This window comes from Yersinia sp. 2542 StPb PI (assembly GCF_048593855.1).
GTDB classification, from domain to species: Bacteria; Pseudomonadota; Gammaproteobacteria; order Enterobacterales; family Enterobacteriaceae; genus Yersinia; species Yersinia enterocolitica_E.
This window is the reverse complement of sequence record NZ_JAZGQA010000032.1, coordinates 1-19,669: the sequence shown is the minus strand read 5'-3', so window position 1 is coordinate 19,669 and position 19,669 is coordinate 1. Positions and strand designations below refer to the sequence as shown.

The window sequence follows — 19,669 nt, the reverse complement described above, 5'->3', positions numbered from 1 at the left end:
GGAATGCAACCAAGTGGGAATCTTATGAAAGAGACCAACGAATCCCGGCTATTAACGGCAGAAGTCACGCGCCGAAAACTGGTCCAAACGACGCTTATCGGCAGTCTTGCCATGGCAACCGGAGCCTTTTCGCTCCCGTTCTCCCGCGCCGCCCGCGCGGTGCAATCGGCAATAAATCCGCTCAATAATGACAAAGTGATCTGGAGTGCTTGTACTGTCAACTGCGGTAGCCGCTGCCCGCTACGTATGCATGTCGTTGATGGCGAAATCAAATATGTCGAAACCGACAACACTGGCAATGATGATTTTGATGGCTTGCATCAGGTGCGTGCCTGTTTGCGTGGCCGCTCCATGCGCCGCCGGGTATACAACCCTGACCGTCTGAAATACCCAATGAAGCGTATTGGCGCACGTGGGGAAGGCAAATTCAAGCGCATCTCATGGGAAGAGGCATTCGACACCCTTGCGGGCAGCATGCAAAGCATCATTAAAGAATATGGTAACGAAGCTATCTATCTGAATTACGGCACCGGCACCTTAGGTGGCACCATGACCCGCTCATGGCCACCGGGAGCGACGCTATTGGCGCGGCTGATGAATTGCTGTGGTGGCTACCTTAATCATTATGGTGACTACAGTACTGCGCAAATCGCTGCTGGCCTGAATTACACTTATGGTGGCTGGGCTGATGGCAACAGCCCGTCCGATATCGAAAACAGCAAGCTGGTGGTGCTGTTTGGTAACAATCCGGCTGAAACGCGCATGAGTGGTGGTGGGGTCACCTACTATCTGGAGCAGGCACGGGAGAAATCCGATGCCAAGATGATAGTGATTGACCCACGCTATACCGATACCGCAGCAGGTCGAGAAGATGAATGGATCCCGCTGCGGCCCGGTACCGATGCGGCACTGGCATCGGCCTTGGCCTATGTGATGATTAGCGAGAATCTGGTCGATCAACCGTTCCTCGATAAATATTGTGTCGGTTACGATGAGAAAACCCTGCCGGCAGATGCGCCAAAAAATAGCCACTACAAAGCCTATATTTTAGGGCAGGGCGCAGATGAAACCGCCAAAACACCACAATGGGCGCAAGCCATCACCGGTATTCCAGCCGCAAGAATCATTAAACTGGGGCGTGAAATAGGGTCGGTGAAACCGGCTTATATTGCGCAAGGGTGGGGGCCGCAGCGCCATTCCAACGGCGAAAATACCAGTCGGGCCATTGCCATGTTGGCTATCCTGACCGGTAACGTTGGCATTAATGGCGGTAATTCTGGTGCCCGCGAAGGCTCTTACGGTTTGCCGTTTGTCCGCATGCCAACACTGGAAAACCCAGTTAAAACCAGTATCTCGATGTTCCTGTGGACTGACGCGATTGAACGCGGGCCAGAAATGACCGCTACCCGTGATGGTGTGCGCGGTAAAGATAAGCTGGATGTACCGATCAAGTTTATCTGGAATTACGCCAGTAACTGTTTGATTAATCAGCATTCAGAAATCAACCGTACCCACGACATTCTGCAAGATGATAAAAAATGTGAAATGGTGGTGGTTATCGATAATCACATGACCTCGTCAGCCAAATACGCCGATATCATCCTGCCTGACTGTACCGCCTCTGAGCAGATGGACTTCTGCCTTGACGCTTCCAGCGGCAATATGGCGTATGTGATTTTTGCCGATCAAGTCATCAAACCGCGTTTTGAATGCAAAAACATCTATGAAATGACCACAGAACTGGCAAAACGCATGGGGGTGGAGCAGCAATTTACCGAAGGGCGCACGCAAGAAGAGTGGTTGCGTCATCTCTACCAACAATCGCAACAGGCCATTCCTGAACTGCCTTCTTTTGAGGCGTTCCGCGAACAGGGTATCTTTAAAAAACGCGATCCGGCGGGGCATCATGTTGCCTATAAAGCGTTCCGCGCAGACCCTATTGCCAATCCGTTGACCACACCATCGGGCAAAATTGAGATTTACTCTGCCGAACTGGCACAGATTGCCGCCACGTGGGAACTGCAACAAGACGATGTTATCGATCCGCTGCCGGTCTATGCCGCAGGTTTTGAAAGCTACGATGACCCGCTCAATCAGCAGTATCCATTACAGTTAACGGGTTTCCACTACAAAGCCAGAACCCACTCCACCTACGGCAACGTCGATGTTTTAAAAGCGTCCTGCCGTCAGGAAATGTGGATTAACCCAATGGATGCCCGCGAGCGAGAGATCAAAAATGGCGATATGGTGCGTATTTTCAATGGCCGGGGCGAAGTTCAGATTAACGCCAAAGTCACACCGCGCATGATGCCAGGGGTTGTGGCACTGGGTGAGGGGGCATGGTATAGCCCGGATGAGAAACGTATTGATCGCGCGGGCAGTATTAACGTATTGACCACTCAGCGACCTTCTCCGTTGGCGAAAGGGAATCCATCCCATACCAACCTCGTTCAAGTTACCAAGGCATAAGGAGCTGACTGATGACAACGCAATATGGTTTTTACATCGACTCCAGCCGCTGCACTGGGTGCAAAACTTGCGAGTTGGCCTGCAAGGATTTCAAAAACTTATCCACCGATGTTAGCTTCCGGCGTATCTACGAATATGCCGGTGGGGATTGGCAGCAAGATAACGGCGCATGGCACCAAAATGTGTTCGCTTACTATCTCTCTATCGCCTGTAATCACTGTAGTGATCCCGCCTGTACCAAAGTATGTCCGAGTGGCGCAATGCATAAGCGTGATGATGGTTTCGTTGTGGTAAACGAAGACATTTGCATCGGTTGCCGCTATTGCCATATGGCATGCCCATACGGTGCGCCGCAATATGACGAAGCAAAAGGGCATATGACCAAGTGTGACGGCTGCTATGAAAGAGTCGCTGCCGGTAAGAAACCGATTTGTGTCGATTCTTGCCCACTGCGGGCGCTGGATATGGCCCCTATTGATGAATTACGCGAGAAATACGGTGATTTGGCCGAAGTCGCACCATTGCCAGCAGCCCATTTCACGCTGCCGAATATCGTAGTGAAACCTAATGCCAACAGCCGTCCGGTCAGAGATACCACCGGTCATCTGGCAAATCCGAAGGAGGTATAATATGGGCATGGGATGGCATGAATGGCCTCTAATGGTCTTTACGGTACTGGGGCAGTGCGTGGTCGGAGGCTTTATTGTGCTGGGACTGGCGCTGATATTCGGTGGTTTGAGTCACGACCAGCAACAGCGGATTCACCGCAGCATGTTGGTACTGTGGGTGCTGATGGCACTGGCTTTTATCGCCTCGACACTGCATTTAGGTTCGCCAATGCGAGCATTCAATTCATTAAGCCGCATTGGCGAGTCGGCGCTCAGTAATGAAATAGCCGCCGGTTCGCTGTTCTTTGCGGTGGCAGGTTTTTACTGGTTGTTGGCCGTATTGGGTAAAATGCCTGCGGTACTCGGCAAAGTCTGGCTAGTGGTCGCCATGGTGCTGGGCGTCGTATTTGTCTATGCCATGTGTCGAGTCTATTCCATTGATACTGTTCCCACTTGGGACAACCTCTATACCCCGCTAGGTTTTGTTCTTACCACCTTGATTGGCGGCCCGATGTTGGGTTATCTGTTGTTACAACTGGCCGGGATTAATGGGCGAATGATGCTGCAACTACCGATGATCAGTGTATTGGCACTGATTATCAGTATTGCCAGTGTCATTATGCAGGCGGCCAGTTTGTCGACGATTTACAGCTCGGTACAGCAAGCCTCAGAGCTTATTCCCCACTATGGCACCCTGATGGTATGGCGTTTGGTGTTACTGGTTCTGGGGCTGGGTTGCTGGATTTGTCCGTTAATCAGAGGCCGCACACCGATGACGCTCGGCATGATCTTCGCTATGCTGCTTATCTTTGCGGGTGAGCTAATTGGCCGTGGCGTGTTTTACGGGTTGCATATGACGGTCGGAATGGCAATCGGCGGTTAAATGATAGCTTGATGGCGACTGAGCAAAGCCCTGCTGGGTTTACGCCCAACCTGGCTTTGCTCGCAATGCTTCACCCGTTTGATGGCGAATTGATCGCGCTTCTGAGGTAACGAAATGGTTGGAAACAATATGACTTATCAACAAATTGCGCTGACTGGCCACGTATTGGGTGCGCTGTTTTATTGTGAACCGGACAGTCCGGCGTGCAGTGATATTGTGGCGCAACTCAGCAGTGATGAGTGGGTAGCCCAGTGGCCTTATGGCCTGGAAACTCAACTAATGCCCATTGCCGCTTTATTGGTGCAAGACAAGTCAGATGAAACCCTGGAAGAGGCTTGGCAGCGGCTGTTTATTGGCCCATATGCACTGCCCGCTCCCCCGTGGGGATCGGTTTATCTGGATAAAGAAAATGTCCTGTTTGGCGACTCGACGCTCAAACTGCGTGATTGGATGGCGCAGCAGCAAGTGGAGGTGACACTGGAGCAGCAAGAGCCAGAGGATCATTTCGGCTTATTGCTGATGATGGCCGCCTGGCTGGCAGAACATCAACCAGCGGATTTACCAGTTTTACTGGCAGAACACCTGTTGCCGTGGGGGTATCGTTACCTCGCCTTGCTGCAATCTGATGCCGGACACCCGTTTTATCAGGGGCTGGCTGAGTTAACGACCCTGACGTTGACCCACTGGCAACACGAATTACAGGTGACGCCTGCGGTGATTGAGTTATATCGCTGACTCAGAATTTATTTATTCAATAACGAGTGTCACTTTTTTGCCAATATTGCCAGCCATACTAATCAGAGAATCAAGAGTGAATTTTTCAGTTTTTTGATTAACAACATCGGAAACTCTCGGACGCGACACATGTAATAATGTGGCTGCGTCCACTTGCCGTATTCCTTCTGATTTAATCCAATTGGCAATAGATGTCATGAGCGCTTTTTTCATTGCTAAAGCCTGTTCAATTTCTGCATTTGACTCCGCTAACAATTGAGTTGCTTTGTCATCAGTAAAGCCTAAATCAGTAAAAATATTGTCTCCAGCGGTAGTGATGTGACGTGATGCTGTGTCAATTTTATCTATCATTTTTTGTTCTCCGCTCATGAATAACTTCTTTATAACGAACCTTAATAATATTGACGTCTTTCTGACTGGTTCTTTGCGATTTTTTTTGGAAACTGTGTAATACGTAAATTTTATCTTCGAATTTGGCAATATAAACAACACGATAAGCTTTGGAATTATCATCTAACCGTATTTCAATAACCCCCGCTCCCCAATCATTTATAGGTTTGGAATCATTAGGTTCGATACCATGCTGGATATTGCGTAGTTGCTTCCCCGCTACCGCACAAGCACTTTCTGGGAAAGCCTTCAGATCCTCAAGTGAACTACCACGCCAATCGATTATTTTTCCAATCATTCATCACTCCTTGATGTCTGTATAAAATTTTATACATTCGAGTGAAATAATCAATCCGTTTTTTGTACTGTTACATTCTTATCTAAGCGGCTTTTATCCGAGCTATCTCTCTATCCGTGTCGACTAATTTGTGACCGGCTTCTACTTTCCTTGCACTCACATTGGACAAGCTGCGGGGCGTTTGTATTATTACGTTGAATATAAATTTAATAGTGAATATATATTCAATGCGGAGAAAAATAATGAAAAATACCCTACTGAAATCCTGTCTTACCGCAGCATTGATCTCAATGGCGGGTGTTGCTGGTGCCGCCAGTAACGGCCTGATCGCCATTATCACCCCATCCCACGATAACCCGTTCTTTAAAGCGGAGGCGGAAGGTGCTAAAGCCAAAGCAACGGAACTGGGATACACCGTACTGGTGGCTTCTCATGATGATGATGTGAACAAACAAAACCAACTGCTGGAAACTGCCATTGCTCGTAAGGCTAAAGCGATCATTCTGGATAACGCCGGATCGGATGCCACTATCGGGCCATTGAAAAAAGCCAAAGCGGCCGGTATTCCGACTTTCCTGATTGACCGTGAAATCAATGAAACTGGAATCGCAGTATCGCAAATCGTGTCGAACAATTATCAGGGTGCACAACTGGGCGCTGAGAAATTCGTTACGTTGATGGGTGGCAAAGGCAAATATGTTGAATTGCTTGGCCGTGAGTCCGATACCAATGCTCATGTTCGTTCACAGGGTTATCACGACGTGATTGACGAACATAGCGACATGAAGATGGTTGCCCAACAGACTGCAAACTGGAGCCAGACTGAAGCATTCAACCGTATGGAGTCCATTTTGCAGGCTAACCCAGATATCACTGGGGTGATTTCCGGCAACGACACCATGGCACTCGGTGCAGAAGCGGCATTGAAAGCTGCGGGGCGCAATGATGTCATTGTCGTCGGCTTTGACGGCAGTGACTATGTTCGCGACTCGATCATCAACAAAGGCAATATCAAAGCCACTGTATTACAGCCGGGTTGGGCACAAGCTCAGATGGCGGTGGTGCAGGCTGATAAATATCTGAAAACCGGCAAAACCGGGTTGGAAGAAAAGCAACTGATGGATTGCGTATTGATTGATGAAAACAATGCCAAGAATCTGAATGTCTTTGCACTGAAACAATAATCGCGACTGAAACACCCATCTTATAATCACCGGTTATTAAAACCATGGTTTAAGAATGAGGGGCGTAATCGCCCCTCCTGACAGGAGGCAGTATGTGGTTCAGTGCCTTATCGAAAGCAGGCGGTTTGTTGGTTATCAGTACGGTGCTGGTGGCTTGTACCGTGGTTGATTTGGATGAAAACGGTAAACCGATTCTGCCAGTCGATCCTAACGCGGTGGTCAGTGACTATAACCAGCCACCGGATAAAGTCGCCTCCACCATTTGGGTGAGTAAAGTTATGCCGTTTGCCAATAGCAATGCGCTCAGTTGGCAGCAGGTAAAGCAGCAACAAAGTCAGCCAGCAGCAGGGAAAAATAGCCAAAGTCGTTTTGTTCGTTTTAACGGCAAAGTGGTGGCGGTAGACACAGAAGGGCGGGAAGGGTTGATTCGTTTGGCCATTGACGGTGATGAACAAGTGCTGCAAGTGGGGCCAATCGTCAAAGGTAATGCCATTCGTGATGCATCAACGTTTGTCCGCTTCGAAGATTTTAAAAATCAGGTGCAATACGCCCAGCTCTCTAAAGCATTAAGCAAGCGTGCTTTGCAGGATGTGGCAAAACCCGATGCCAGTTGGGTCGGGCAGCAAGTCGAGGTATTGGCAGCGGTGACACTCACCCCTACCGGTCTGAGCAATGGTGTGCCGCTCAGTTTGAATAAGGAGAGCCACTAATGGATCACAGACCTGACATCGTCATGCGTGCTGAGGACATTTCAATGCGTTTTCCTGGCACATTGGCGCTAGATGCCGTCAGTTATAACGTTTATCGCGGCAAAGTGAATGTGATTATCGGCGAAAATGGCGCCGGAAAATCTACCTTAATGAAGATCTTGGCTGGGGTACAGCAACAAACATCCGGCCAAATCTACCTGAATGGTAACGCGGTGAGTATTGCCAATACTCGTGAGGCGGCGGCGCTGGGTATTGGCATGGTTCATCAGGAGCTGAACCTGTCGGAAAACCTCAATGTTGCGGAAAACATCTTTCTGGGGCGTGAGATTCAGCAAGGCTTGAAACCCATTAATCAGGCGGCGCAGGAGCTGATTGCTGAACAGTTAATGGTGCGTCTTGATCAGGTTATTTCGCCGAAAGAGATGGTGTCAAACCTGAAAGTAGGCCAGCAGCAATTAATTGAAATCGCCAAGGCACTGGCAGAACAGGCGGATATTCTGATTCTGGATGAGCCGACGTCGGCGTTGAGTAAAACCGAAGTTGATATCTTGTTTCGGGTTATTCGCGAACTGACGCGACAGGGTGTTTCCATCGTCTACATCTCACATCGTTTGGAAGAGTTGATGGCGATTGGTGACTACATCACGATTTTGCGTGATGGCCGTTTTCAGGCTGAAGCTGCGGTAAAAGATATTGATGTACCGTGGATTGTGCGTGAAATGCTGGGCAGTGACCCGGTTTCCAGTTTTCTTCACCCGGACCGCACATTCGGTGCGCCGATGATGGAGGTTGATAACGTCACGTTAATCAATGAATCCGGCAACACGGTAGTGAATCAGGTCTCATTGCAAGTGCGGGCGGGTGAAATTGTCGGCATCTATGGGTTGATGGGGGCAGGTCGTACCGAATTGTTTGAATGTCTGCTGGGCACGCAGCAGAGCTATCTTGGTACTATCCGGCTCAATGGCACGTCGATTAATGCCAAAACCTCAACCGCAGAGCGCATTCGTCTGGGAATGAGTCTGGTACCGGAAGACCGTAAAAAAACCGGTATTTTCCCTGTGTCATCGGTGGCCAATAATCTGACCATTTCCAGCTTATGGCGTCGGTTAAAACACAGCTTCACTATCTGGCAAGAGAGTGAGTCACAAGTGGTGGCGTCGGTTATCGGGGATTTGTCGATCAAAGTCTCTTCACCGGAAGTAGAGATTCAGGCTCTCAGTGGCGGTAATCAGCAAAAAGTGGTGATAGGGCGCTCATTACTGACCAGTCCAAACATTTTGCTGTTGGATGAGCCAACGCGAGGCATTGATGTCGGGGCGAAAGCTGATGTGTTTGAAATGATGGTGAAACTCTCTGAGCAGGGGATTGGTATTTTGTTCTCAACCTCTGATCTGAAAGAGATCATGGCGGTATCTGACCGCATACTGGTGATGTCGAATGGCAAGCTGACCGCGAACTTATCCCGTCAGTCGGCCAGTGAATCGGCATTGGTTACGGCAAGCGCACAAGGGTTCGAATGATGAAAGCAACAACTGGCACTGCGTTGGCGAGTCACCGGCCCGGTGGCGCGTCGTGGTCACGGGAAAATATGCTGCTGCTTCTGCTCAAGATGCGCACTTTTATTGCCCTGTTTTTGATTCTTGGTTTCTTCTCCGTGATGGTTCCGGGCTTTCTGGCGACGGGCAGCTTGATCATTATGGTGAAGCATATCGCTATCAATGCCTTCCTCGCACTGGGCATCACGTTTGTCATTATCACCGCAGGGATTGACCTCTCTATCGGGGCAACCTTGGGGCTGTGCGGCATGATCGCAGGCTGGATGATCACCCAAGGTATTGTATTACCGATGTTTGGTATTGCCATTTTCCCCAGTGTTTGGGTGGTAGTCCCGGTGGTATTGGTCATCGGTGCACTGATTGGCGCGGTCAATGGTTGGATTATAACCCGCTATAACGTCGCGCCGTTTATCTGCACCCTCGGTACCATGTATGTGGTTCGTGGTGCGGCGATGCTGATTTCTGGCGGTGAAACCTTCCCAGGCTTACAGGGCAATCCACAACTCGGAAATACCGGTTTTGATCTACTGGGGTCTGGCACGTTACTGGGTTTGCCGATCGCCATCTGGATCATGTTCATTTTGGCTCTGGTGATTGCCTATGTAGCGCGTCGCCTACCTTTTGGTCGCCATGTCTACGCTATCGGTGATAACGAGAGAGCCGCCGAACTGTCTGGCGTTAAAGTCCGGCAGGTCAAAGTTTGGGTTTACACCATTTCCGGTTTCTGTGCGGCAATTGCCGGGATCATTGTTTCCGCTCAATTGGTGGCCAGCCACCCTGCGAACGGCAGCGGCTTTGAGATGAATGCGATAGCGGCCGTGGTATTGGGGGGAACTTCTCTGGCCGGTGGCCGTGGCACCATCCTCGGCACACTGATCGGCGCATTTGTTATCGGTATTTTGGCTGACGGGCTGGTGATGATGGGGGTCAGTGAATTCTGGCAAATGGTTATTAAAGGTATCGTAATTATTGTGGCTGTGATTATCGACCAGATGCAAAACCGTATGCAGCATAAAGCAGCAATTGTGTCGCAAAAAGCCAACGTAGTTGCGCAAGTGGGCAAAAGCGAGCAGGCATAAAGAACCCATAACGGCTAATGGGCTGATGGGGTAACACCTTGCCCTAAGCCGCAGAACACTGAAGAGGTAACGCCGGAGGAGGCTTTCCGGTCAGGCTTGATGAAAGCTATTTTTTAGCACCATCAGGAATAAATATTCGCTAATGAGTAAAAATTCAATGGCGAAGGAAAATATAAGAGAGGTAATGTCATGAATCCGTATTCACTGTCAATCGATGAGCTGGTGAGAAAGGCGCGGGCTATCCGCCGCCGGATCGTCCTGCTTAATGCGAACAGCCCCGCAGGGGGGCATACCGGTGCTGATCTTTCGCAGGTAGAGATTCTGACCGCACTCTATTTCCGCATCCTTAATTGCGCACCTGACCGGTTAACTGATCCTGAGCGCGATATCTATGTGCAATCTAAGGGCCATGCCGTTGGCGGCTATTACTGCTGTCTGGCGGAAGCGGGTTATTTCCCAGAGGAATGGTTGGCAACTTATCAACACGCTAACTCTCATCTGCCGGGCCATCCGGTAAAACACAAAACGCCGGGGATCGAATTAAATACCGGCGCGTTAGGACATGGTTTGCCGGTCGCCGTCGGGATCGCATTAGCGGCAAAACGCGCCAACAGCCAACGCCGAGTATTTGTTCTGACCGGCGACGGTGAGTTAGCCGAAGGCAGTAACTGGGAAGCGGCATTAGTGGCTGCTCACTATCAGTTAGACAATCTGATAATCATTAACGATAAAAACAAACTCCAACTGGCGGGCACCACCAAGTCAATTATGAATACCGACCCGTTGGCGGATAAATGGCGTGCATTTGGTTTAGAAGTAACGGAATGCCAGGGTAATAACATGCAATCGGTAGTGGAAACATTGGAGGCATTACAACCCAAGGGTAAACCCAATGTGGTGATTGCCAACACCGAAAAAGGTGCCGGTATCTCCTTTATTCAAGGGCGCGTGGAGTGGCACCATCGGGTGCCGAAAGGTGCTGAAATTGATCTGGCACTGGAGGAATTGAGCGATGAGTAATGCAGAACATTTGGCCTCAGTGATGGTTGAGCAGTTTATCAAAGCCGTGGATAACGGTGTTGATCTGGTTCCGGTGGTGGCTGATTCCACTTCGACGGCGAAAATCGGGCCGTTTACTGCTCGCTTCCCTGATCGCGTGGTTAACGTAGGTATTGCCGAACAAGCGATGGTCGGCACAGCCGTGGGCTTATCCATGGGCGGGAAAGTTGCAGTAACCTGTAATGCCGCGCCATTCCTGATTTCACGCTCCAATGAGCAGCTAAAAATCGATGTTTGCTACAACAATAGCAATGTTAAGTTGTTCGGTCTCAATTCTGGCGCCAGTTACGGGCCGCTGGCCAGTACTCATCACTGTATCGATGATATTTCTATCTTACGTGGTTTTGGCAATATCGAAATTTATGCTCCCTCTGACCCACAAGAGTGCCGTCAAATAATTGATTATGCTATCGCCCATCAGGGACCGGTCTATATTCGTCTGGACGGCAAATCCTTGCCACAACTCCATGATGAGCACTACCGCTTTGTCCCGGGGCAGATTGATGTCTTGCAGGATGGTCAGGATATTGCTCTGGTAACGATGGGTTCTACAGTGCATGAGGCTGTAAGTGCTGCCGCGATACTGGCGGATAACAACGTTTCTGCTGCGGTGGTCAACGTTTCTTCTATTCGTCCGTGTGATACTCAGCAACTGTTAACCATTCTCCAGAAGAGTCAGCGGGTGATTACCATCGAAGAGCACAACATTAATGGTGGTGTGGGCAGTTTGGTGGCTGAAGTGTTGGCCGAAGCGGGCAGTGGGATCCCATTGGTGAGATTAGGTATTCCTGATGGCGGCTATGCGATTGCTGCCGACAGGGCAGATATGCGTGCCTGGCATGGTTTTGATGCGGCAGGCATTGTAGCGCGTGCTCTGCGGTTTTGCCGAGGAGAGTAATCATGTCAACGCCGATTATTCTGGCTATTGATGAAGGCACCACCAATGCCAAAGCCATTGCAGTGGACACTGCCGGGCAGATTCTGGCGAAGGCTTCAGTGCCTCTTCTGCTGAATCACCCAAGGCCCGGTTGGGCAGAGCAGGACCCGCTGGCTATCTGGCAGGCGGTCTGTTTGGCAATCGAAGGCTGTCTGAACCAGTTGGCAGGTGCGCGGGTGGCCGGTGTTGCCATCAGTAACCAGCGTGAGTCGGTGCTGATTTGGGAGCGGGAGACCGGCACACCACTGACGCCAGTGGTGAGTTGGCAATGTCGGCGCTCAGAGCTTTTCTGTCAAACGCTGAGCCAGTTACCGGAGGCGGCAATGATTGCCGAACGCACTGGATTGCAGATTGATCCGCTGTTTCCGGCCGCTAAGGTTCACGGCATGCTGGCAGAAATCCCACGTGGTGTGGAACGTGCGGCTCACGGTGAACTGTGCGTCGGAACCATCGACTGCTGGCTAACCTGGCAGCTCAGTGGCGGCCAAAGTTTCTCGACCGATTTCTCCAATGCAGCCCGTACCCAACTGTTTAATATTCATTCCGGCCAATGGGATCCTGACCTGCTGGCGCTATTTGGTATTCCCAGTCTTTGTCTGCCTGCGGTATTACCCTCGGCGGCTATCCACGGACATACCGGTAATACCGGCATTATTGGCTTGCCACAGGGGGTACCGATTGTGGCACAAATCGGCGACTCCCACGCTGCGCTCTATGGGCAGGGCGGTGACCGTGCGGGCGAAATCAAAGCGACCTATGGTACCGGCTCTTCCCTGATGACTACCGTGAAGCAGGCGGTAACACAGAGCAATGGTCTGAGTACCACCATTGCCTGGCATGACGGCGAACTACGTTATGCCCTCGAAGGCAATATCACGCATACCGGTTCGGGGGTGGCGTGGGTTTCACGCATGCTAGGTATCACGGATTTAGCGCACTTGACCGAGATGGCGCAAAGTCAGTCAGGTAATCAGGGGGTCTATTTTGTTCCAGCCCTCTCGGGATTAGGGGCGCCTTATTGGGATAGCCAGGCTCGTGGTCTGTTCTGCGGCTTGACCGATGCTACCACCCCTGCGGTATTAGCCCGCGCCGGGTTAGAGTCGGTCGCCTACCAAATAGCCGACGTCTTTTTTGCTATGGAGCGGGCTGGCAACCATCGTCTTGAACGGCTGCGGGTAGATGGTGGAGCGACCAGCAACCGCTGGTTGATGCAATTTCAAGCCGACCTGTTGCAGCGCACGTTGATACGCAACCATACCGCCGAAGTATCGGCACTGGGAGCGGCATATTTAGGCGGGAAAACCCTCGGTTGGTGGCAGGATAACCAGCAATTAGCCGCACTTCCCCGTGAAGTGGAATACATCGAACCGCGCGCTCAAAGTGCGGAGATGCAAGATAACTATAGCCTCTGGCAAACGGCCATCGCGCGCGCGCGTTTTCAGCCGAAATAACCCACACTAGGAGTAAGCATATGTCAGCAATACCTCGTAAGTTAACTTTCGCGGTGATTATCGGCAACCGGGGGTTTTTCCCAAGCTATCTGGTGGCTGACGCGCGCCGTGATGCTCAGGCGCTGTTTGATAGACTGGGCATCAACATCATTATGCTCAATGAAGAGCAAACCCCCTTGGGGGGGGTTGAAAACTGGCGTGATGCCAACGTGTGTGCCGAGTTATTCCGTAAGCACAGCGAAGAGATCCATGGTGTAGTAGTGATTCTGCCCAACTTTGGTGATGAAAAAAGTGTCTCAGATGCTATTCGCCTTTCGGGCCTCAAAGTACCGGTATTAGTACAGGCTGAAGAAGATGCGCTGGATAAAATGGGGCTAGCGACGCGTCGCGACAGCTTCTGCGGCAAAATCTCGTTATGTAACAACCTGCGCCAATATGGCATTCCATTCACATTGACCAAGCAGCATGTTTGTAGTCTAAACAGCGAAATATTTAGCCACGACGTCGAGCAATTTGTACAACTGTGCCGTGTGGTGCATGCCATGAAACGGGTGCGTGTCGGGGCTATTGGTGCTCGTCCAACTAACTTTAATACCGTGCGCTACAGCGAGAAGTTATTGGAGAATTTGGGCATTACTGTTGAAACGCTCGATTTATCCGAAGTGTTCTTCCGCGTCGCTAATCTCAGTGATAACGATATTCGTGTTGGTGAAAAACTGGCGCTGTTAAAAGCCAACGGTGACACCAGTGCTATCCCACAAGATAAGTTACACAAAATGGCGAAACTGTTTGTGGTTATCAGTGAATGGATTATCGCCAACGATATCGATACCACCGCCATGCAGTGCTGGACCTCGCTGCAACAGAATTTGGGTATCAACGTCTGTTCCATTATGAGCGTGATGTCCGGGCAACTGATGCCAAGTGCCTGTGAAGTGGATGTCATGGGGGCACTATCGATGTATGCGCTGGCGAGTTGCTCACTGGCGCCGGCCTCAATTGCTGACTGGAATAATAACTTTGGCGCAGAGCGTGATAAATGTGTGTTATTCCACTGTGGCAACTTTGCCAGTGAAAGTCTGGAAAGCTCAACCATGGGCACCGCTGATATTATCGGAACAACTGTAGGTTGCGAGAATACCTGTGGTGCTGTCCATGGCCGCATGAAATCCGGGCCATTGACCTATTTCCGCCTCTCTTCTGATGATTTTACCGGCCAGGTTCGGGCTTATGTCGGTGAAGGCCGTTCTGTCAGTGACGAGTTAGATACCGTGGGTTGCCGTGCGGTAGTGGAAGTGCCACAGCTGGAAAGCTTACTTACGCATATCTGTAATAATGGTTTCGAACACCATGTGGCGATGAACCATTCAGCGACAGCTCAGGTATTGCAAGAAGCATTCAGTAAGTATCTGGGAGTTGATTGTTACTGGCATGGGAAGTCGCCGCTTTAGTTTCAATGACGTTATCAAATGCCGCACCAGGGAGGGCGCGGCGAATCATTATGGTGATTATTAACCGAGCGCAGTCGCTTTAAAGCAAGGTTTCGGCGGTTAATCTGTCGGTAATCAATACATCAACATAGTTACCCGTCAGTGCGCCACGAATGGCAGCACTTTTCCCTACCCCTCCTGCCAGCGCTACCACTCGGGGGCAGGCGCGCAGTTGTGGTAGCGACATACCAATCACTGGATCTTCTTCATCGCTGAGTACCGCATCGCCAGCAGCATCAAAATAATGCAGACATAAATCACCCACGGCGCCACGCTCTGCCAGCAACTTGAGCATCTCTTCGTGATAATAGTTACCGGAGTTTCTCAATAGCTGTGATGGCTCCAGATCACCAATTCCCACCAATGCCAGATCAACTTCGGCGAATTTATTCACTACATCGGCAACTTCACCACTGGATATCAGGCGTGCACGGTCTTCTGTCGAACGTTCAATGCTTTGAGCGGGCAGCAAGTAAGCCTGGCAATTTAAAATATTGGCTAATGCTTGAGTTAACAAGGTGGCTTGCACATTACCATTGGGGCCAACCCCTCCCAGTAATTGGATAACCCCGCTGGTTTTGATGTTAAGCGGATGAAGGTTATCAACCATCGCCCGGATAGTGCTACTCCACGAAGAGATCCCCACCATATCGTTTGGGCGAATACTGGTTTGCATGTAATGGGCAGCAGCAGAACCAATAGCTTGCTTTATTTGGACTGGGTTGGCGTCATCAGCAATATCCACCACAATGGCCTGATCGATTCCATAGTGTTTTTGAATCCGTGATTCGATACCAATAAACATATTGGCAGGCTGAATCACGCTGATTTTCACCACTCCTTCTTTAACGCAGCGGGTGATCGCTCGGGAGACAAAAGATTGAGATAAATGCAGGCTGTCAGCAATTTCAGATTGCTTCATACCTTCGCTGTAATACAGCGTGGCTATTTTCACCAGCAACCGTTGCTCATCTTGTCTCGACATGGTTCCGTCCCGCTAATTACCTGATGTTGGTATTTTTATTCAAAGCTGAATAAATAACAAGCTGTACCGAATTTTAACGTCAGAGAGGCGGTATAAACAAACTGATACCCCTATGACCCCGAGTTACGGGGCGTTAGGTGTGTCTGTTGCAGACGATTCCTCTGTTTTTTCTGCTTCTTCTTGTTGGTCAGGAGGCGGCATAACATCGTGGATCATTTGCTCGTCAAAACTAGGGTTCAGCGCTGGTGACAGTGGGGAACTGACCAGACTGTCCGGTATTGCCATATGTGGAACCGGGGCATCGTTAACAAATTCGTCCTGATCTTGTTTCACCGTTCTGCTCAGTGTTATCAGGCCCACACCACACAGTACGAAGAATGCATACAGAATATTGCCACCCAATGGCTGAATCAGGGCACCTACAGCAAGCGGCCCGATGCTGGCGCCAACGCCAAATGACATCAGTAAGCATGCCGCCAGTGACACACGCCGCTCTGGTGCAATCAGGTCATTAGCCAGAGCGACCACCAGTGGGTAGAGGGTGAACTGCAACATGCTGACGACAAACCCCAGACCCAGTAAGAAATGGAACGAGATATGGGGCACCAGGGCCAGCGGCAGCGCAGTTAATGCCAGTAATAATGCGTTAATACGGATCAATAGCGTGCGGTTATAGCGATCGGACAACCAACTGAGAGGAAGTTGGGCCACTAAACCGGCAAAGATAGATAATGCCATAAACAAACCGGTCTCCTGCGTTGATAGCGATTGCAGGCTGGCATAGACCGGTGCCAGACCATAGAAGGAGCCGACAATCATGCCAATCACCAAAGTTGATGCCAGTATTTTGGGAATTGAACTGATAAAGAATTTCAGCTCCATAGGGGCTGGGGACATTTGTTGGGCATTACTGCGCGTTGTCAGGGCTACAGGCACCAGGCAAAGGGCAAAAAATAGCGCAATAATCATCAGGGTGCTCAAACCCAACTCAGGTTGGAGCATTAATACCACCTGACCTAACGCCATACCGGCATAGGTTGCAGCCATATAAACACCAAACACGATACCGCGTTGATTAGAGGCTGCCTGATCATTGAGCCAACTTTCCAGCACCATAAACTGACACATCATACAGAGGCCAATAATCAAGCGCAGAACTACCCATGCGGGGATGTATTCAGTAAGTCCATGGCTTAACACGGCTGCCGTGATAATACCGGCACAGGCGACATAAGCGCGAATATGGCCTACGCGGGCAATCAGGAAATGGCCAACCTTGCCACCGATCACCAGACCAATATAATTTGCGGCAATAATTGCCCCAATTAATGCACCTGAGACATGGATGGCGGTCAACCTTAGCGAAATATAGGTCGTCAATAAGCCTGAACCCAGCAACATCAAAACGGTTGCACTATAAAGTGGGAAAAAGGCGTTAAGCGTTTTTTTCACTATCTCGTCCTTAGTTCATCATCCCGGATAACTATCCAGTACCCCTGATGCAACTTGCCGCATCCTACGTTGCCGATAAATTCGAACAGCCCTTTTGATACTAACAGCTAAGCCTGTGAGGTAAAGCTTTGTACGGGAAAGCGCTTTTTTTCATTCCTCCTTGCGAGAGGTTTCGCATAACTGACAGTGGTTGTCGTTACGGGCTAAAGAAGTGCTACTATCGGCGGCGGGAGATTTTATTAGAGTAGGGGGCAACAATGAGCGAGAAACAATTACGCCAGCTCAGTATTGCAATCGGGAATAAGCTAAAGGCCCGTGGTGCCTGGGTGACCTGCGCTGAGTCCTGTACAGGGGGTTGGGTGGCCAAAGCATTAACTGATATTGCGGGGAGTTCAGCGTACTTTGACCGTGGTTTCGTGACATACAGTAATGCAGCCAAACACGATTTGCTCGGTGTGGACGAAATCACGTTGGCAAATTATGGTGCTGTGAGTGAAGCCGTAGTACGAGAGATGGCGCTCGGAGCATTGAGAGAAGCGAATGCTGACTTCGCGGTATCTATTAGTGGCATTGCCGGGCCTGATGGTGGCAGTGCGGATAAACCGGTTGGTACGGTATGGTTTGCTTTCGCGGCACGTGAAGGGCAGATTTTGGCATGCAAACAGATTTTCCCCGGTGATCGCGATGCGGTAAGGCTGCAAGCGGCTGTTTTCGCGCTACAAACACTATTCGATGATTTTCTGTAAAAATAGGCTTGATACTGTATGATTGTACAGTATAATTAGCGGTAATTTCCTGCATAAAACAACATTCAGTGGTAATGGTAGGGGTAACCCCTGCATACCAGAGAGGGAGTAAAAATGGCTATTGATGAGAATAAACAAAAGGCGTTAGCAGCAGCACTGGGCCAAATTGAAAAACAATTCGGTAAAGGCTCTATTATGCGCCTTGGCGAAGACCGCTCAATGGATGTTGAAACCATCTCTACCGGTTCCCTTTCTCTTGATATCGCATTGGGGGCGGGTGGCTTGCCAATGGGGCGTATTGTTGAGATTTATGGCCCTGAGTCATCAGGTAAAACAACGCTAACGTTACAGGTTATTGCTTCCGCACAGCGTGAAGGCAAGACTTGTGCATTTATCGATGCTGAGCATGCTCTTGACCCAATTTATGCCAAAAAATTAGGTGTAGATATTGATAACCTGCTTTGTTCTCAGCCAGATACTGGCGAGCAAGCATTGGAAATCTGTGATGCATTGACTCGTTCTGGTGCTGTTGACGTTATCATCGTTGACTCGGTTGCTGCATTGACGCCTAAAGCCGAGATTGAAGGCGAAATCGGTGACTCTCACATGGGCCTTGCGGCACGTATGATGAGCCAGGCTATGCGTAAGCTGGCGGGTAACTTGAAGAATGCGAATACCTTACTGATCTTCATTAACCAGATTCGTATGAAGATCGGCGTTATGTTTGGTAACCCTGAAACCACCACCGGTGGTAACGCACTTAAATTTTACGCGTCTGTACGTTTGGATATTCGCCGTATTGGCGCAGTAAAAGAAGGCGATGTGGTTGTTGGTAGCGAAACTCGCGTTAAAGTTGTGAAAAATAAAATTGCAGCGCCATTTAAACAAGCTGAATTCCAGATTCTGTACGGTGAAGGCATCAATATTAACGGCGAACTCGTTGATTTGGGTGTTAAACACAAACTGATTGAGAAAGCAGGTGCATGGTATAGCTACAACGGCGACAAAATTGGTCAAGGTAAAGCGAATGCCAGCAACTATTTAAAAGAAAACCCAGCGGTTGCGGCAGAGTTGGATAAAAAACTGCGTGAAATGCTACTTAACGGTGGGAACGGCGAACAACCTGTAGCAACAGCAGCATTTGCCGATGAGACTGATGAAACTAGCGAAGAGTTTTAATTAATAAGGTTAAAACAGCGCGTTAGTATCAGCAGATTAAGTAGTTAACAAGCGGCCCATCAATTGGGCCGCTTGAGTAAATAGCAATTCGTATTCAGCCCTCCACTCCTGCTCATATCCAAAATAATCAGAACCCGTACCTACCTGCAACGCCGAGAGATAAGGCTGTTACCCAAAATAATTTGATTACAGCAAGGCAGCCAACGAATGAGTCCCGATGAGTTGACCCTTGTCAGTAATTCGGGCGAGTGAGCGCCGCTAACACAGTAGTAACGTCAAGTAAGAAGGGTAATACCCAAAGTAATTGGGGTTACAGCAAGGCAGCCAACGAATGAGTCCCGATGAGCTGACCCTTGTCAGTAATTCGGGCGAGTGAGAGCCGCTAACACAGTAGTAACGTCAAGTAAGAAGGGTAATACCCAAAGTAATTGGGGTTACAGCAAGGCAGCCAACGA

At 49.9% G+C, this 19,669-nt stretch carries 18 protein-coding genes; 14 read left to right on the top strand and 4 right to left on the bottom strand.

Annotated features, from left to right (window positions below; genetic code table 11):
• Window positions 1-24: 24 nt before the first annotated feature.
• The 4 genes from dmsA (at window position 25) to dmsD (ending at window position 4,695) form a co-directional block, all read left to right on the top strand.
• Complete coding sequence (gene dmsA, locus V1952_RS06410; protein WP_420074478.1) at window positions 25-2,469, top strand: dimethylsulfoxide reductase subunit A; 2,445 nt, start codon at window positions 25-27, stop codon at window positions 2,467-2,469.
• An 11-nt stretch (window positions 2,470-2,480) separates the two neighbouring features.
• Window positions 2,481-3,098 carry a DMSO/selenate family reductase complex B subunit gene (locus V1952_RS06405; RefSeq protein WP_005181957.1) on the top strand — a complete coding sequence of 206 codons (618 nt, stop codon included), beginning with the start codon at window positions 2,481-2,483 and terminating at the stop codon, window positions 3,096-3,098.
• Window position 3,099: 1 nt separating this feature from the next.
• Window positions 3,100-3,960: a dimethyl sulfoxide reductase anchor subunit family protein gene (locus V1952_RS06400; RefSeq protein WP_420074477.1), complete on the top strand. Its 861-nt coding sequence runs from the start codon at window positions 3,100-3,102 to the stop codon at window positions 3,958-3,960.
• A 129-nt stretch (window positions 3,961-4,089) separates the two neighbouring features.
• On the top strand, window positions 4,090-4,695 hold the full coding sequence (dmsD, locus tag V1952_RS06395) for a Tat proofreading chaperone DmsD (protein WP_372559832.1): 606 nt from the start codon (window positions 4,090-4,092) through the stop codon (window positions 4,693-4,695).
• Between the two features lie 12 nt (window positions 4,696-4,707).
• Here dmsD and V1952_RS06390 read toward each other — a convergent pair whose 3' ends face one another.
• The gene (locus V1952_RS06390; protein WP_372559833.1) at window positions 4,708-5,046 is read right to left on the bottom strand and encodes a helix-turn-helix domain-containing protein; all 339 of its coding nucleotides are present in this window, start codon (window positions 5,044-5,046) and stop codon (window positions 4,708-4,710) included.
• Window positions 5,036-5,383, bottom strand: coding sequence for a type II toxin-antitoxin system RelE/ParE family toxin (locus tag V1952_RS06385; protein WP_420074476.1), 348 nt, complete (start codon window positions 5,381-5,383; stop codon window positions 5,036-5,038). The genes V1952_RS06390 and V1952_RS06385 overlap by 11 nt, the downstream gene beginning before the upstream one ends.
• 242 nt (window positions 5,384-5,625) lie before the next feature.
• Here V1952_RS06385 and V1952_RS06380 point away from each other — a divergent pair, with 242 nt between their 5' ends.
• The 8 genes from V1952_RS06380 (at window position 5,626) to V1952_RS06345 (ending at window position 14,813) form a co-directional block, all read left to right on the top strand.
• Window positions 5,626-6,567, top strand: coding sequence for a D-ribose ABC transporter substrate-binding protein (locus tag V1952_RS06380; RefSeq protein WP_050086418.1), 942 nt, complete (start codon window positions 5,626-5,628; stop codon window positions 6,565-6,567).
• A gap of 92 nt (window positions 6,568-6,659) precedes the next feature.
• A complete protein-coding gene (locus V1952_RS06375; RefSeq protein WP_420074475.1) occupies window positions 6,660-7,277 on the top strand; it encodes a DUF2291 family protein in 618 nt (205 codons plus the stop codon).
• Complete coding sequence (locus V1952_RS06370) at window positions 7,277-8,800, top strand: sugar ABC transporter ATP-binding protein (protein WP_083160267.1); 1,524 nt, start codon at window positions 7,277-7,279, stop codon at window positions 8,798-8,800. The genes V1952_RS06375 and V1952_RS06370 overlap by 1 nt, the downstream gene beginning before the upstream one ends.
• A complete protein-coding gene (locus V1952_RS06365) occupies window positions 8,800-9,915 on the top strand; it encodes an ABC transporter permease (protein WP_372559834.1) in 1,116 nt (371 codons plus the stop codon). The genes V1952_RS06370 and V1952_RS06365 overlap by 1 nt, the downstream gene beginning before the upstream one ends.
• Before the next feature lie 189 nt (window positions 9,916-10,104).
• Complete coding sequence (locus tag V1952_RS06360; RefSeq protein WP_372558109.1) at window positions 10,105-10,935, top strand: transketolase; 831 nt, start codon at window positions 10,105-10,107, stop codon at window positions 10,933-10,935.
• A complete protein-coding gene (locus tag V1952_RS06355; RefSeq protein WP_420074474.1) occupies window positions 10,928-11,872 on the top strand; it encodes a transketolase family protein in 945 nt (314 codons plus the stop codon). The genes V1952_RS06360 and V1952_RS06355 overlap by 8 nt, the downstream gene beginning before the upstream one ends.
• 2 nt (window positions 11,873-11,874) lie before the next feature.
• Window positions 11,875-13,362, top strand: coding sequence for an FGGY family carbohydrate kinase (locus tag V1952_RS06350; protein ID WP_420074473.1), 1,488 nt, complete (start codon window positions 11,875-11,877; stop codon window positions 13,360-13,362).
• A gap of 20 nt (window positions 13,363-13,382) precedes the next feature.
• Complete coding sequence (locus V1952_RS06345) at window positions 13,383-14,813, top strand: L-fucose/L-arabinose isomerase family protein (protein ID WP_372558112.1); 1,431 nt, start codon at window positions 13,383-13,385, stop codon at window positions 14,811-14,813.
• 79 nt (window positions 14,814-14,892) lie between these two features.
• Here the strand turns inward: V1952_RS06345 and V1952_RS06340 are convergent, their stop codons facing one another.
• On the bottom strand, window positions 14,893-15,837 hold the full coding sequence (locus V1952_RS06340) for a sugar-binding transcriptional regulator (protein ID WP_420074472.1): 945 nt from the start codon (window positions 15,835-15,837) through the stop codon (window positions 14,893-14,895).
• A 123-nt stretch (window positions 15,838-15,960) separates the two neighbouring features.
• The gene (locus V1952_RS06335) at window positions 15,961-17,289 is read right to left on the bottom strand and encodes an MFS transporter (protein ID WP_372558113.1); all 1,329 of its coding nucleotides are present in this window, start codon (window positions 17,287-17,289) and stop codon (window positions 15,961-15,963) included.
• Between the two features lie 257 nt (window positions 17,290-17,546).
• Here V1952_RS06335 and pncC point away from each other — a divergent pair, with 257 nt between their 5' ends.
• Window positions 17,547-18,035 carry a nicotinamide-nucleotide amidase gene (pncC, locus tag V1952_RS06330; protein ID WP_083160252.1) on the top strand — a complete coding sequence of 163 codons (489 nt, stop codon included), beginning with the start codon at window positions 17,547-17,549 and terminating at the stop codon, window positions 18,033-18,035.
• 114 nt (window positions 18,036-18,149) lie between these two features.
• Window positions 18,150-19,214, top strand: coding sequence for a recombinase RecA (recA, locus tag V1952_RS06325; RefSeq protein ID WP_083160250.1), 1,065 nt, complete (start codon window positions 18,150-18,152; stop codon window positions 19,212-19,214).
• Window positions 19,215-19,669: the final 455 nt, after the last annotated feature.